Consider the following 14,832-nt stretch of genomic DNA (forward strand, 5'->3'; position numbering starts at 1 on the left):
CGCTAAGCTTGCGCCTACCGAGCGGTAACCTGATCAGGCCGAGGGCGCGGCCGGGCCGCCCAACGCCACGTCGTCGACCCGGATGTTGATCTCGTCGACCCGCAGGCCGTACGCCTCGACCGCCGAGGTCACGGCCGCCCGGACCGCCTCGGTCACCTCGGGCACCGGCCGGCCGCCGCCGATGACGATGACCAGGTTGACCACGGCCGCGCCGTCGGTGACGTGCGCCGAGCAGCCGCGCCGGGCGTCGCCGACCTGGTCCAGCCCGACCCGGTCCAGCACGGCGTTGAAGAAGCGGGCCACGTCGCCGCCCAGCTCGGCCACCCCGGGCACCGACTTCGCGGCGGCCACCGCGATCTTCTCCACCACCTCGTCGGAGACGTGCGTCGCACCGCCCGCCACCGCGTTCGGGGTCACCGACAGCTCCTGGGTCTCGTCAGCCATGCTCTCCCACCGGGGTTGGTCCGGCCCCACGCGCGTCGTGCGGCCGTGCGAGCGTACTAGGCGGCCGGACTCCCGAGTGGACCTGTCAGTCGCGGGTCCGCCCCTCGGCGATCCGGCGTACCGCGTCCTGGGTGGCTAACTCGCCGCGCCGCTCCGGATGGGCCAGGTAGAAGGCCAGTACGGAGCGCACCACCTCCCGGTCGGCGGCCAGCCAGTAGGTGCGGACCACCAGGAAGGGCAGGTACCGCAGCTCCCCGGTGTCGAACCAGCCGGTGTACCGGCGCAGCACGCTCTGCGGCGACGGGTCGGCCTTCACCACGAGCGCCGAGGTGCCCAGGTCCCGGGCCTCGACGCCGCGCACGACGTGCCACGGAACGGAGTAGAAGTTGGTCAGGCCGCGGTGCGCGATGCCGGAGGGGGACACCAGCAGGCCGCCGGGGGCGCGCCACAGCACCACCATCAGGTACCAGCCGAGCAGGGCCGCCAGGGCGATCATGAGCACGCCGAACACGGACCCGACCGCCACTCCTCCGCCGAGGAGGACCAGGACACAGCCCGCCACCAGCAGGCTGAACCAGCAGTACGTCGCGGTGGAGTAGTCGAACCGCACGCCCTCGACACCGTCCGGCCACGACCCCGGTTGTGGCGCCGCACCGGAGCCCCGGGTGCCGCTGATCGCGAGGAAGCCGACCGTGGACCCCAGCAGCAGGGCCAGGACGACGCCACCGATGACCCGCACCCAGTCCCGGTCGGACAGTCCCGTCCCGGCCCAGAGCAGCACGAGCAGCGTCAGGACGCCGAGAAGGGCCATCGTCGCCAGCACCCACGGCGACCGCCGGCGCGACCAGGCGGCCGGCTCCGGCGTCCCGGCCCCGCCCCGCTCCCCGTCCATGCCGCCACCCCCGCCGTCCGGACCCGTCGGCGGCACAGTGCCCGGGCCGGAAGATCGTCAATCCGGCCCGGGGGTCGGGTCAGGCGCCGAGCTGGGCCAGCAGCTCGCCGGCCGCCGCGTACGGGTCGATGGCACCCTCGGCCACCTTGGCGGCCAGCGTCGGCAGCTGCGTACCGTCGCGCAGCGAGCCGATCCGGTCCCGCAGGGTGCCCAGCGCGATCGCCTCGATCTCGGCGGCGGCCCGCGCCTCCCGGCGGCGGCGCAGCTCTCCGTGGCGCTCCAGCCAGTCGCGGTGCTTGTCGATCGCGGCGGCGATGTCGTCGATGCCCTCGCCGCGGGCGGCGATGGAGCGGACCACCTGCGGTCGCCACTCGCCCGGCCCGCGCTCCCCCAGCGCGATCATGCCCTGGATGTCACGCACCGTGGCGTCGGCGCCGTCGCGGTCGGCCTTGTTGACCACGAAGACGTCGGCGATCTCCAGGATGCCGGCCTTGACGGCCTGGATGGCGTCGCCCATGCCCGGGGCGAGCAGCACCAGCGTGGTGTCGGCCAGCGAGGCCACCTCCACCTCGGCCTGGCCGACGCCGACGGTCTCCACCAGCACCACGTCGCAGCCGGCGCCCTCCAGCACCCGCACCGCCTGGGGCGTGGCCGCGGAGAGCCCGCCGAGGTGACCCCGGCTGGACATCGAACGGATGTAGACGCCGGGGTCGGTGGCGTGGTCCTGCATGCGGACCCGGTCACCGAGGATCGCCCCGCCGGTGAACGGGCTCGACGGGTCGATGGCCAGCACGCCCACCCGGTGGCCGCGCGCCCGCAGGGCCCGGACCAGTTCGTTGGTGGTGGTCGACTTGCCCACCCCCGGCGAGCCGGTCAGGCCGACCACCTGGGCGTGCCCGGCGTAGGGGGCCAGCGCCGCCGCCACCTGCGGCAGCACCTCGTCGCCGGACTCGACCAGGGTGATCAGCCGGGCCACCGCGCGGGGGTCACCCGCGCGGGCCCGCTCGACCAGCAGGGGTACGTCCCGGCTGCGGCGCACCGAACCGGCCGCCGCCGCCGGGACGTTCTGAACACTGTCGCCCACGGTCAGCTCTCGGCACCGTTCGGCACGTGGATGATCAGCGCGTCGCCCTGGCCGCCGCCGCCGCAGAGCGCGGCCGCGCCGGTGCCGCCGCCCCGCCGCTTGAGCTCCAGCGCCAGGGTGAGCACCAGCCGGGCGCCGGACATGCCGATCGGGTGGCCGAGCGCGATGGCCCCGCCGTTGACGTTCACCTTGTCGGTGCTGATCCCGAGGTCCCGGGCGGACTGGATGCCGACCTGGGCGAAGGCCTCGTTGATCTCGATGAGGTCGAGGTCGGAGACGCTCAGGCCGGCCTTCTTGAGGGCGTGCTGGATGGCGTTGGACGGCTGCGAGTGCAGCGAGTTGTCCGGGCCGGCCACGTTGCCGTGCGCGCCGACCTCGGCCAGCCAGGTGAGCCCCAGCTCCGTGGCCTTGGCCTTGCTCATGACGACCACCGCGGCCGCGCCGTCGGAGATCGGCGAGGAGCTGCCGGCCGTGATGGTGCCGTCCTTGGTGAACGCGGGGCGGAGCTTGCCCAGCGACTCGGCGGTGGTGTCCGGGCGGATGCCCTCGTCCTCGCTGATCACCACCGGGTCGCCCTTGCGCTGCGGGATGATCACCGGGGTGATCTCGTCGGCGAAGTGCCCGTTCTTCTGGGCGGCGGCCGCGCGCTGATGGCTGGTCGCGGCGAACGCGTCCTGCTCCTCGCGGGTGATGCCGTGCTTCGCCCCGTGCCGCTCGGTGGACTCACCCATGGAGCAGCAGTCCCAGGCGTCGGTGAGACCGTCCAGGGCCATGTGGTCCTTGATCGTCACGTCGCCGTACTTGTAGCCGGCCCGCTGACCGAGCATCAGGTGCGGGGCGTTGGTCATCGACTCCATGCCGCCGGCGACCACGATGTCGAACTCGCCGGCCCGGATGAGCTGGTCGGCCAGGGCGATCGCGTCCAGGCCGGAGAGGCAGACCTTGTTGATGGTCAGCGCCGGGGTGGACATGGGGATGCCCGCCTCGACGGCGGCCTGGCGGGCCGGGATCTGGCCCGCGCCGGCCTGGAGCACCTGCCCCATGATCACGTACTGGACCTGGTCCGGTGCCACGCCGGCGCGCTCCAGCGCCGCCTTGATCGCGACGCCGCCGAGCTTCGTCGCGGGGAGGTCCTTGAGGTTGCCCAGCAGGCGCCCCATCGGGGTCCGCGCGCCGCTGACGATCACCGAAGCCATGCCTGCCTCCGAGGGGGTGCCGACCTGTACGCCTTAACGATTGTTAGGACGCACCATATCTGCCGGGAAGAGCGACGGTACGGTGACCCCGAGCACGTCCGCAATGCAGTCCAGTCATGGGCATCGATTGCTGATCCCACGTTCAGTCCTGCCGCGGGCGGCGCCGGCGCGGCGGCACCGGACCCCTCGGCGACGCCGGCGACGGGCGCGCCCCCCGGGCGGCCACCTCGATCCGGGGCGTCCGGTCCGGCGGGAGGTGCTCCCGTTCGGCGACCACCACCACGTCGACCTTTCCGTCGATCATCAGCTGCCTGACCTCGTCCCAGGGTGCCGTGGTGATGATGCCGAGGAGGCCGTAGCGGCACCGCCTCGCGTGGTCCAGGCAGGCCATGAGGTGGGGCTCGATCGGGTCGATGTGGGAGGGGATCCAGATGGCGGCGACGGGGCGTGACAGTGAACTCACCATCCGTACTCTCCACCGTGTGCAAGTTGCAGATCAACCACGCACGTCCGGGTTCGCATATGCCGAACGATCGATGAGCCGGGTCACTGACCAGGTCATCGGCCGGACGTCCGGCCGGGCCGCGCCCGGAGGTGGTCGTCCAGGCGGCTCTCCACGTGCTTGAGACGGCGCTCCGCGTCGTTGACCGCGTTCCGCAGCGTCCCGCGTCCGTCCGGGTGCAGCTCCGCCTCGATCCGCCGCAGCCGCTCCGGCACCCCCGGGACGGCGTCGTGGCCCGGTCGGGCCGGCACCCCGTACCAGTCCTGCCGGAACTCCTCGTTCTGCCGGGCCAGGCGGCGGAGCGGCCGGCTCACTGTCACGGCCAGGGTCAGCGCGCTGAGGATCGCGCCCAGCACCACGCCGGCCGCCGCCCACTGCTCCAGTGTCATGCCGACCGCTCCCGAGTCCGGTCGAGGCCCCCGTGACCAGGCCGCGAGCGCTGGCCGGGGGGCGACCATTGCTGATGTGCGTGCCCGTTCGAATCCTGCTCGTGACCTGGTCATCGGGGCATCGCCCGTCCAGCAGGACGTTGGCGCGACGCCCGGCCGCCGCTCGGGCGTACGGAGGATGCGGGCCGGGGCGACCCCGTTCGGGGTCGGCCGTTCGACCGAGGTTCACGCCGAGAACGTTCCCGCGTGGTCCGTTGGGCGGAGTGAGATGTCCAACTGTCTCCCGAACGATCGTTCGGTCAGACTGGCGCCATGGCTGAGAACTCTCCCGTCGAGCCCGCTGCCGGCCCCCTCACCGACATCGGCCTGCGCCGCATCGACCACGTCGGGATCGCCGTGGCCGACCTGGATGCCGCGATCGACTTCTACCAGCGCACCTTCGGCATGCGCTGCGTGCACACGGAAACCAACGAGGAGCAGGGCGTACGCGAGGCGATGCTGGCCGTCGGGCCGACCGCCGAGGGCGGCTGCGTGCAGCTGCTCGCACCGCTGTCGCCGTCCTCGACGATCGCCAGGTTCCTGGACCGCAACGGGCCGGGCGTGCAGCAGGTCGCCTACACGGTGACCGACATCGACGCGGCCTGCGCGGCGCTGCGCGAGCGCGGCGTGCGGCTGCTCTACGAGAAGCCGAAGCGGGGCACCGCCGACTCGCGGATCAACTTCGTGCACCCGAAGGACGCCGGCGGCGTCCTGGTCGAGCTGGTCGAGCCGGCCGCCGGCGGCGGCCACTGAGCAGCGCGGAGGGGCTCCGGCCGAGGTGGCCGGAGCCCGTTCCTACTACCTGGGAAACCGCGCGGCACTGCGCGGTTTCACGTTCCCACGGACACCTCCACGCATCGGCGGATGCAGTTTTTCACAGAGGACTTCCCGCCCTAGCTACCGTTCAGTAACGTCCGGGCCCACAGGAGTGCGACCGGTGCCGGATGTGTCGATTGCCGACATGGCGGTCCCGTCGCACCGGCGCCGACGATGGCAGCACCCCTGCCCGCCCGGTGCGGGTGCGCGACGAACGGGAGGTCACCGTGCAGGACATCCTCGAAGCAATCATGGCGGCGGAGGGCTCCGCGCAGCCGGAGAGGGAACTCGCCGGCATCGCCGGCCTGCCGGTACCGGAGACCTACCGGGGTGTGGTGGTCCGCGCCGAGGACACCCGGATGTTCGACGGCATGGCCACCCGGGACAAGGACCCGCGCAAGGCGCTGCACGTCCAGGAGGTGCCGGTCCCCGAGCTGGGCCCGGGCGAGGCGCTGGTGGCCGTCATGGCCAGCGCCATCAACTACAACACGGTGTGGACCAGCATCTTCGAGCCGCTGCCCACCTTCAAGTTCCTCCAGCGCTACGGCCGGCTCTCCGAGCTGACCCGCCGGCACGACCTGCCGTACCACGTGGTCGGGTCGGACGCGGCCGGCGTGGTGCTGCGGACCGGGCCGGGCGTGACCCGGTGGAAGGCGGGCGACGAGGTGGTCGCGCACTGCCTCTCCGTCGAGCTGGAGGACGCCGCCGGCCACGACGACACCATGCTCGACCCGCAGCAGCGCATCTGGGGCTTCGAGACCAACTTCGGCGGGCTGGCCGAGCTGGCCGTGGTCAAGGCCAACCAGCTCATGCCGAAGCCGCGCCACCTGAGCTGGGAGGAGGCCGCCAGCCCGGGTCTGGTCAACTCCACGGCGTACCGGCAGCTCGTGTCCCACCACGGCGCGAACATGAAGCAGGGCGACGTGGTGCTGATCTGGGGCGCCTCCGGCGGCCTGGGCGGCTACGCCACCCAGATGGCGCTGGGCGGCGGCGCCATCCCGGTCTGCGTGGTCTCCTCGCCCGAGAAGGCCGAGCTGTGCCGGAAGATGGGCGCCGAGCTGGTCATCGACCGCACGGCCGAGGGCTTCCGGTTCTGGAAGGACGAGGAGACCCAGGACCAGGACGAGTGGCGCCGCTTCGGGGAACGCATCCGCGAGCTGACCGGTGGCGAGGACCCGGACATCGTCTTCGAGCACCCCGGCCGGGAGACCTTCGGCGCGAGCGTCTACGTCGCCAAGAAGGGCGGCACCATCGTCACCTGCGCCTCGACGAGCGGCTACCTGCACCAGTACGACAACCGCTACCTGTGGATGCACCTCAAGCGGATCGTCGGCAGCCACTTCGCCAACTACCACGAGGCGTGGCAGGCCAACCGGCTCGTGGCGCTCGGCAAGGTGCACCCGACCGTGTCGAAGACCTACCCGCTGGAGCAGACCGGCGAGGCCGCGTACGAGGTGCACCGCAACGCGCACCAGGGCAAGGTCGGCGTGCGCTGCCTGGCGCCCGCCGACGGTCTCGGCGTCCGGGACACCGAGCTGCGCGCCCGGCACGAAACCGCGATCAACCGGTTCCGCGGGCACTGACCGTCGGCATTGCCTTTCCGGTAGGCCGCAACACCATTCGACTGCCGTACGACAAAGGGCCGCGGGCGCCGACCCGCGGCCCTTTTCGCGCCCTTCCCGCGGGGTCGCCCGACCCGCCCGGGACCTGCCAAGATCGCCAGTTGGTCCGGTCCCGGCACGCGGCGAAGTTGACCATGTAAACAGGACACGAAAGGTGCTGACCGCTCTTGCGAAGCACCCTGGGGCGTCTGCGAGTATGTCCCAATGCCCCAGCAGCAGTCCTCCCCTCTTGCGTTCTTCGATAACGCGAACTCACAGCCCGATTTCACCGTCGGCCTGCGTGGTTACAACACCAACCAGGTCGACGACTTCATCGGCCGGCTGACCGCCGCCCTGAGCCAGTCCGAGCAGGCCCGCGCCGAGGCCGAGCAGCGGATGAACGACGCGCAGCGCCGGCTGCGCCAGGCCGAGCAGCGCCAGGGCGCGCTCGAGCAGAAGCTCACCGAGACCAACAAGCAGCTCGAGGAGAACAGCCGGCCGACGCTCTCCGGCCTGGGCACCCGCGTCGAGCAGATCCTCCGGCTCGCCGAGGAGCAGGCCAACGACCACCGCAACGAGGCCAAGCGCGAGTCGGAGGGCATCCTCTCCGCCGCCCGCCTCGAGGCGCGGGAGATCACCGACAAGGCGCGCGCCGAGGCGGCCGCCATGAAGGCCTCCGCCGAGCGCGAGGCCGGCAGCGTCCGCACCGCCGCCGAGCGGGAGGCCGCCGAGGTCCGGGTGCAGGCCCGCCGCGAGGCCGACACCCTGCGCGCCGACGCCGACCGGGAGACCAAGCAGCTCCGCACGGTCACCGCCCACGAGGTGGCCGAGCTGAAGTCCACGGTCGAGCGCGAGGTCGCCACCCTGCGCGCCACCGCCGAGCGGGAGATCACCCAGCAGCGGGCGAAGGCCGCACGCGAGGCCGAGGAGAAGCGGGCCGAGGCCACCAAGCTGCTCACCGACGCGCGGGACAAGCGCGACAAGGACCTCCAGGCGCTGGAACTCCAGCTCGCCGAGCGGCGCGAGAAGGCCGAGCGCGAGGAGTCGGAGCGGCACGCCGCCCAGGTCGCGCAGACCCAGAAGCTGGTCAGCGAGGCCGAGCAGCGCGCCCGTGCCGCCCAGGAGCGGGCCAAGGAGATCGAGCAGCGGGCCGAGGCCCGCCGGGTCGAGTCCGAGCGCACCGCCACCGACACGGTCGAGAAGGCCAAGGCGCTGGCCGACAAGACGGTGTCCGAGGCGAGGGCCGAGGCGCAGCGACTGCTCAGCGAGGCCCGCACCGAGGCCGAGCTGACCACCCAGGCGGCCCGCCGCGAGGTCGAGGACCTCACCCGGCAGAAGGACGCGGTCACCTCGCAGCTCGGGCAGATGCTCTCCGGTCTCGCCGGCATCGTGCCGGGCGTGCCGGCGGCGGCCGCCAACAAGCCGGAGGCGCCGAAGGCCGACGGCACCGACAAGAAGGTCACGGCCGAGTCGGCCAGCTGACCCCCACCACCCGCTGACGGGGCATGAGCCGCGGCGCGGGGTGACACCGGGTGACCGGTGCCGCCCCGCGCCGTCATGCTTTCCCGTCCGTTTCGCCTGTTCAGTGAAGTGCACCTCCCAACAGGGGCGTCCGTATCGCCCCAGCAGGGCCGGATGCGTGTGAGGATGGGGGCATGTCGCACGGCGAGGAACTGTTCGCCCTCGGCGGGGACGTGACCACGGAGCCCAGCTTCGAGTCCGCTCTGCGGGGGTACGACAAACGACAGGTCGACCGTTACGTCGCTCGTGCGGAGCACGAGATCTCCGCGCTGACGACCGAGCGGGAACAGGCGTACACCCAGATCCACAAGCTGGCCGGCCAGGTCGAGGTGCTGCAACGCGACCTCGCCCAGGTACGCAAGCAGGTGGGTGTGGTGGACCGCGCCTCGTTCCGGCACCTCGGTCCCCGGGTCGAGCAGATCCTCACCATGGCCGAGGAACAGGCCGACGACATCCTGGCCGCCGCCAACGAGGAGATCGAGGCCCGCCGGGCGGCCGCCGAGCACATCATCGAGGAGGCCCGGGAGCAGGCCGCCCAGGCCCTCAAGGACTTCGAGATCGCCCTCGCCGCCCGCCGGGCCGAGGAGGAGCGGCACACCGCCGCCCGCAAGGCCGAGGCGGAGGCCACCCTCTCCGCGGCCCAGGCCGAGGCCGAGAAGCTGCGCAAGACCGCCCAGGACGCGCTGGCCAAGGCGCAGCAGGAGGCCACCCAGCTCCGGGACACCGCCAAGGAGATCCACGCCCGCGCCCAGCAGGAGTCGAGCCGGCTGCGCGAGGCGGCCAAGGAGGCGCTCGCCAAGGCCCAGCAGGAGGCCACCCAGCTCCGCGAGGCGGCCAAGGAGGTGCACGCCAAGGCCCAGCAGGAGGCCAAGCGGCTCACCGACTCCGCCGCCGAGGCCGGCCGGGCCACCCACGCCAAGGCGCTCGCCGAGGCCAAGAAGATCGTCGACGACGCGGAGGAGGCCGCGAAGGTCACCCGCGGCCGGGCCCGGACCGAGGCCAACCGGCTCACCACCGAGGCCACCGAGGCCGGCAAGCGCAACCGCGCCGAGGTCGACGCGTACGTGCAGCGGATGCGGAACGAGACCGAGGCGTACGTCCAGCAGGCCCGCGCGCAGACCCAGCAGGAGCTGGGCGCCTGGCGGGCCGGCGTGGAGAAGGAGGTCAAGGCCCGGCAGGAGACGGTGGGGAAGGAGCTGGCCCAGCGCCGCGCCACCGCCGAGCAGGAGTTCGCCAAGCGCCGCGACGAGCTGGACAAGCAGCACACCAGGCGGCAGGACGAGCTGGAGAAGACGTACACGGCCCGGCGCGCGGAGATCGAGCAGGGCGCGGCGGAGCTCCGGCAGGCCGCCGAGCAGGACGCGCTCACCATGCGCCAGCGGGCCGAGGAGGAGGCCGCCGAGCTGCTGCGCCGGGCCGAGGAGGACGCCGCCGGCAGGCGCCGCAAGGCCGACGAGCACGTGGCCGCCTCGCGGCGGCAGTTCGAGGAGTACGCGGCCACCACCCAGCAGCACCTGGCCACCACCCAGCAGCACCTCGCGGCCACCCAGCAGGAGGTGGCCGCCGGCCGGCAGCAGCTCGCCCAGGTGATGCTGGAGATCGCCAACGCCCAGCAGGAGCTGGCCGACCTTCGCACGGAGACCTGGAAGTCCCGGCAGGAGTCCGACGACCTCCAGCGCCGGCTCGCCGAGCTGCACACGGAGGCCGGGCCGGCCGGCCTCGCCACCACTCCCGTCGACCCGGCCGAGCTGGCCACCGCCGCGGGCGGCCGCGGCGCGAACGGCACGCCGGCGGACGACCGGGCCCCGGTCCCCGCCACCGCCAAGGGCACCGCGACGGTCTCCCCCGACGGCGGCGCTCCCGCCGAGGCCGCCGGGGAGCCGGCGGCGGACGGCGCGAAGGCCCGTCCGGTCGCCGAACCCGTGACCACCGTGGACGGTTCCGAGGCCAGCGCCGGTGTGGAGGGTGAGCCGACCGTGGCCGCCGTGCCCGGCGAGGGCGGCCGGGGCGCCACCCCCACGAAGATCACCAGCACCGGCGAGAACGGCAAGCGCCCGTCCAAGCCGACCACCGACGAGCGCAGCGCCAAGCCGAGCGCCGTCACCGTCGACAAGGACTGACCCGGGCCGGTCCCCCGGTCGCCAGCCCGCCGGCGGCTCACCCCGCCGGAGCGGCGGGATCGAGGCGGAGGGGATGGTCGGGGCGGGCGTCGACCGATAGCCTGCCGGGTGCAGGGGCCGCGCCACCGAGGATCTCCTCCGGTGCGCACGGTCCGCCGCAGGGGCGCTCCGCCGGGCCGGAGCGGGAGCCGGGGAGGCACGGGTGTCGCAGGAGGGATCCGCCGGCCCGGGCGACGACCGGCCCGACCCGTCGCGCCCCGAACCCGGCCCCGCCCTGACCGGCAAGCCCCCGCTGGCCGAGGTCGGCGCGGAGACCGAGCCGACCGAGTTCGAGCCGAGCGGACGCTTCGGCGTGCCGGGCCGCCCGTTGCGGCGCAGCAGCTTCCTGATCGGCTTCACCGGGGCGCTCGGCGTGCTCCTGGCGTACGCGGTCTTCCTGGGCGTACGCAACTCGGCCGGCATCCTGGTCCTGGTGGTGATCGCGCTCTTCCTCGCCGTCGGCCTGCACCCGGCCGTGGTGCGCCTGCGCGGCTGGGGGGTGCCGCAGGGGCTGGCCGTGACGGTGGTGACGCTGACCGTCGTACTGCTGATCGTCGGCGGGCTGCTGGCGCTGGTGCCGCCGGTGGTGACCCAGTCCGGGCAGTTCATCGACCACCTGCCCGGCTACGTCGACGAGCTGCGCCGCAACCCCACCGTCAACGACTTCGTCGAGCGCTACGACGTGATGCAGCGCGTCCAGTCGGCGGCGAACGCGGACACCATCGGCCGGGCCCTCGGCGGCGTGCTGGGCGGGGCGCAGCTCATCTTCGGCACCATCTTCCGGGCGCTGACCGTGCTGGTGCTGACGATCTACTTCCTGGCCTACTTCAACAAGCTGCGCGACCTCGGGTACGCGCTGGTGCCCCGCACCCGCCGGGAGCGGGTCCGGCTCATCGGCGACGAGATCCTGGCGCGGGTCGGCGCGTACATGGTCGGTGCGCTGGCCATCGCGGTGCTGGCCGGGGCGAGCACCTTCGTGTTCGCGCTGGTGGTCGGGCTGCCGTACCCCTTCGCCCTGGCCGTGGTGGTCGCGGTGACCGACCTGATCCCGCAGATCGGGGCGACCCTGGGCGCCGTGGTGGTGACCCTGGTCGGGCTCGCCACCGACCTGCCCGTCGGCATCGCCTGCCTGGTGTTCTTCCTGATCTACCAGCAGGTCGAGAACTACCTGATCTACCCGAAGATCATGCGCCGGGCGGTCTCCGTCAACGAGGTGGCCGCGCTCCTGGCCGCTCTGCTCGGGGTGTCGCTGCTGGGCGTGGTCGGCGCGCTGATCGCCATCCCCACGGTGGCCGCGCTCCAGCTCATCCTGCGCGAGGTGGTGCTGCCGCGGCAGGAGTCCCGCTGACCGTCAGCCGGCCCGGCGCTGCTCCGGACCGGGCACCGGGGTGTCGGCGAAGGCGGCCACCGTCCGGTCGGCGTACGCACTGACGTCGCCGGTCTCCATGGGGCCGTCCCAGGTGGTCGGCAGCGGGACCGGCACGGCCGGGTTGACCCGGCTGACGATCTCGTTGAGCACCGTCTCGGCGTCGCCCACCCAGAGGTGCTTGGCGCCGGGAACCCCGACCACCTCGGCCTGCGGCACCGCGGCGAAGCGCTGCCGGGCCTCCTCGGGGCGCAGGTAGTCGTCGAACTCCGGAACCAGGGCGGTGAGCGGCCGGCCGGACTCGGCCCAGACGGTCAGGTCGGCGGGCGCGGAGTAGCGCAGCGGCGGGGAGAGCAGGATGGCGCCGGCCACGGCCGGGTCGCAGCCGTACTTCAGCGCCAGGTCGGTGCCGAACGACCAGCCGACCAGCCAGATGTTCGGCAGCTCGTGGAACTCGGCGTACTCGATGGCGGCGGCCACGTCGAAGCGCTCGCCGACCGCGTTGTCGAAGGCCCCCTCGCTGGTGCCGCGGACGCTGCTGGTGCCCCGGGTGTTGAAGCGGAGCACGGCCAGGTCGGCCAGCGCGGGCAGCCGCCAGGCCGCCTTGCGGAACACGTGGCTGTCCATCATCCCGCCGTGGGTGGGCAGCGGATGCAGGCAGACCAGGGTGCCGGCCGGCTCCCGCTCCAGCGGCCGGGCCAGCTCGCCGACCAGCTTCAGGCCGTCGGCGGTGTGCAGCTCGATGTCCTCCCGGCGGCCGGGCAGGATCGACGACGCACGGATCGGTGTGCTCACCGCTCCAGTCTCCCGCGCCGCCGTCCGCGCCGCCCGCCGGGGCGGAAACAGGGTGATCCAGATCGCTCAGCCGTGCCGGGGGGCGCCGCGTCCGCGCTGGAGGTTCGGCCCGCGCCGGTCCCGGGCCCGCCAGCAGCCGCTGTGCCAGTGCCGGCGGTCGGTCAGGTCACCCCGGTCGTCGGCCGGCCAGGCCACCACGTGCGCCACCCCCGGGCGGATCTCCTGGTCGCAGCCGGGGCATCGGTACGTCTTCACCGACGCCCCGCCGGTGATCCCGCGCACCTGCCAGTCGCCGTCGCGCCACTGCTGGACGGTCGGCACGCCCTGGCGCGCCCGCTCGGCGTCGAGGTGGGTGGTGTCGTCCCGGCGGGGACGGTTGCGACGGGGGCTCACGGTCACCAAGCGTACGGTCCGCCGGCCGGAGCGACCCGGGTCGGGCGGCTCCGGCCGGCGGCACCGGTCAGTCCCAGGTCTCCGGGTCGGTCAGCTCCTTCGCCACCTGCGCCCCGGCCAGCACGCTCGCCATGTCGGCCTCGGTGAAAGTCGGCTGGTCCTTGAGAACGCCGTCCGTCCACGGCCCGCCCACATCGGCGGTCAGGTGAGCTCTCGGAATGCCGAGCAGTTCCATCTTCGTACCGGCCGGATAGAGGTAGGCGGGACGACCCCCCACCGTGCGGTTGCTCTCCGTGGAGCTTCCGGCGATCTGCGTCCCGTAGAGCAGCTGCACCCACATGGTCGCCGACGGCTCCCGGTTGATGGTGAGTTGGACCTTGAGGCCTCCCGGGAAGGCGGCGACGTCGACGGAGCAGGAGTCGATCGACGCACCCGGCGGCAACGAGGTCAGCCGCAGCGGCGTCGCGCACCGGCGCGCCTCGTCCCACCGCACCGCGGTGAGCGCGCGGGTGAGCATGAACGGGTCGCCTCCGCGCATGCTCGCGCGCGCGTAGAGCCCGGCGGCCGGCCGCCACCAGGTGACATACCCCGGGCTGCCGTTGCCCAGGGCCACCCGTTGGATGGCGCCGTCGAAGCTGGGCTTCGGCGTTGAAGCCACCGGCCACCCCTCGATGCTGCTGCCGGCGAACGCCGCGGAACGGGACACCTCGACAGTGACCACCCGGCCATCACCGGGGTCGAAGCGCACCACCTCGACCTGTCGCCCTTGGACCGCCCAGCCGAGGTAGCGGCCCTTCGCCGGATCGACGGAGAAGTGCAGCACCTGCGGGTCGGCGCCGACCAGTTCGGGACGCTGGGCGGCACCCGGCACCCCGTCGGCGTGGGGCGGCACAGGCGCCGCGTCGGCCGGCGAGGCAGCAGTCGACGGCTTCCGCCCGGCGAGCCCGGCCAGGTCCGTACCGGTCACGCCGGCAAAGCCGACCACGCCGACGAGGGCTAGGGCGGTCCCGGCGGCGACGCGTCGCCGCACCTGCCGGCGCCGGCCGCGGGCGCGGGACTCCCGCAGCAGGCGGTGGGTGTCGGTATGCCCCTCGGCGTGCTCCCGCAGCACCGAGGCGATCCGCTGGTCGAGGTCGGTCACTGCCGGCTCCCCTTCGTCGTCGGGACGCCGCAGCGCTCCCGGAGCTGGGCGAGCGCCCGCATCGCGTGGGTGCGGACGGTGACCGGCGAGCAGTCGAGGATCTGGGCGATCGTCGCGTCGTCCAGGTCCTCGTAGTAGCGCAGCACCAGCACGGCGCGCTGGCGGTCCGGGAGGGCGCGGATCAACCGCCACATCTCGTCCCGGTCGGCGGCCTCGCCGCCGAGGTCACCGCGCTCGGGCCGCTCGGCGAAGGTGTCCACGGCCAGCTCGCGGCTGGACCGCCGGCGCCACCAGGAGCTGTTCGCGTTGACCAGCATCCGCCGTACGTACACGTCGGGCCGGTCGGCCCGGGCGATCTTCCGCCAGTGCACGTACGCGCGGGCCAGCACGTCCTGCGTCAGGTCCTCGGCGCGGTGCGCGTCCCCGGTCAGCAGCCGGGCCAGGCGCAACAGGGCCGGGCCGCGGCTGCCGACGTACTCCTCGAAGGTCACGTC

General features: G+C 73.3%; 15 protein-coding genes. 5 read left to right on the forward strand and 10 right to left on the reverse strand.

Going from position 1 to position 14,832, the window contains the following annotated elements; all coding sequences use genetic code 11:
• Positions 1-33: 33 nt before the first annotated feature.
• The 6 genes from NFX44_RS17960 to NFX44_RS17985 all read right to left on the reverse strand — a co-directional run bounded on the left by NFX44_RS17960 (position 34) and on the right by NFX44_RS17985 (position 4,507).
• The gene (locus NFX44_RS17960) at positions 34-444 is read right to left on the reverse strand and encodes an Asp23/Gls24 family envelope stress response protein (protein WP_262284707.1); all 411 of its coding nucleotides are present in this window, start codon (positions 442-444) and stop codon (positions 34-36) included.
• 85 nt (positions 445-529) lie between these two features.
• Entirely contained in the window at positions 530-1,336 is an 807-nt protein-coding gene (locus tag NFX44_RS17965) for a hypothetical protein (protein ID WP_262284708.1), read from the reverse strand.
• A gap of 79 nt (positions 1,337-1,415) precedes the next feature.
• The gene (gene meaB, locus NFX44_RS17970) at positions 1,416-2,420 is read right to left on the reverse strand and encodes a methylmalonyl Co-A mutase-associated GTPase MeaB (protein WP_262284709.1); all 1,005 of its coding nucleotides are present in this window, start codon (positions 2,418-2,420) and stop codon (positions 1,416-1,418) included.
• A gap of 2 nt (positions 2,421-2,422) precedes the next feature.
• On the reverse strand, positions 2,423-3,616 hold the full coding sequence (locus NFX44_RS17975; RefSeq protein WP_262284710.1) for an acetyl-CoA C-acetyltransferase: 1,194 nt from the start codon (positions 3,614-3,616) through the stop codon (positions 2,423-2,425).
• Between the two features lie 142 nt (positions 3,617-3,758).
• The gene (locus tag NFX44_RS17980; protein ID WP_262284711.1) at positions 3,759-4,082 is read right to left on the reverse strand and encodes a hypothetical protein; all 324 of its coding nucleotides are present in this window, start codon (positions 4,080-4,082) and stop codon (positions 3,759-3,761) included.
• Positions 4,083-4,174: 92 nt separating this feature from the next.
• A complete protein-coding gene (locus tag NFX44_RS17985) occupies positions 4,175-4,507 on the reverse strand; it encodes a hypothetical protein (RefSeq protein WP_262284712.1) in 333 nt (110 codons plus the stop codon).
• Positions 4,508-4,819: 312 nt separating this feature from the next.
• Between NFX44_RS17985 and mce the strand changes: the two genes are divergently transcribed.
• From mce to NFX44_RS18010, 5 genes are all read left to right on the forward strand, one after another.
• Positions 4,820-5,299, forward strand: a complete 480-nt coding sequence (gene mce, locus NFX44_RS17990) for a methylmalonyl-CoA epimerase (protein ID WP_262284713.1) — start codon at positions 4,820-4,822, stop codon at positions 5,297-5,299.
• 290 nt (positions 5,300-5,589) lie between these two features.
• Positions 5,590-6,945: a crotonyl-CoA carboxylase/reductase gene (gene ccrA / locus NFX44_RS17995; RefSeq protein ID WP_262284890.1), complete on the forward strand. Its 1,356-nt coding sequence runs from the start codon at positions 5,590-5,592 to the stop codon at positions 6,943-6,945.
• A gap of 243 nt (positions 6,946-7,188) precedes the next feature.
• A complete protein-coding gene (locus tag NFX44_RS18000; protein ID WP_262284714.1) occupies positions 7,189-8,445 on the forward strand; it encodes a DivIVA domain-containing protein in 1,257 nt (418 codons plus the stop codon).
• A gap of 173 nt (positions 8,446-8,618) precedes the next feature.
• Positions 8,619-10,604 carry a hypothetical protein gene (locus NFX44_RS18005; protein WP_262284715.1) on the forward strand — a complete coding sequence of 662 codons (1,986 nt, stop codon included), beginning with the start codon at positions 8,619-8,621 and terminating at the stop codon, positions 10,602-10,604.
• Between the two features lie 292 nt (positions 10,605-10,896).
• A complete protein-coding gene (locus NFX44_RS18010; RefSeq protein ID WP_262284891.1) occupies positions 10,897-11,991 on the forward strand; it encodes an AI-2E family transporter in 1,095 nt (364 codons plus the stop codon).
• 3 nt (positions 11,992-11,994) lie between these two features.
• Here the strand turns inward: NFX44_RS18010 and NFX44_RS18015 are convergent, their stop codons facing one another.
• From NFX44_RS18015 to NFX44_RS18030, 4 genes are all read right to left on the reverse strand, one after another.
• Positions 11,995-12,804 (reverse strand): alpha/beta hydrolase, encoded by an 810-nt coding sequence (locus NFX44_RS18015; protein ID WP_262284716.1) that lies wholly within the window; start codon positions 12,802-12,804, stop codon positions 11,995-11,997.
• A gap of 66 nt (positions 12,805-12,870) precedes the next feature.
• Positions 12,871-13,203 carry a hypothetical protein gene (locus NFX44_RS18020; protein ID WP_262284717.1) on the reverse strand — a complete coding sequence of 111 codons (333 nt, stop codon included), beginning with the start codon at positions 13,201-13,203 and terminating at the stop codon, positions 12,871-12,873.
• A 61-nt stretch (positions 13,204-13,264) separates the two neighbouring features.
• Positions 13,265-14,338: a hypothetical protein gene (locus NFX44_RS18025; protein ID WP_262284718.1), complete on the reverse strand. Its 1,074-nt coding sequence runs from the start codon at positions 14,336-14,338 to the stop codon at positions 13,265-13,267.
• Positions 14,335-14,829, reverse strand: coding sequence for a SigE family RNA polymerase sigma factor (locus NFX44_RS18030; protein ID WP_262284719.1), 495 nt, complete (start codon positions 14,827-14,829; stop codon positions 14,335-14,337). The genes NFX44_RS18025 and NFX44_RS18030 overlap by 4 nt, the downstream gene beginning before the upstream one ends.
• Positions 14,830-14,832 lie beyond the last annotated feature (3 nt).

This window comes from Micromonospora sp. MA102 (assembly GCF_025460765.1).
GTDB classification, from domain to species: Bacteria; Actinomycetota; Actinomycetes; order Mycobacteriales; family Micromonosporaceae; genus Micromonospora; species Micromonospora halotolerans.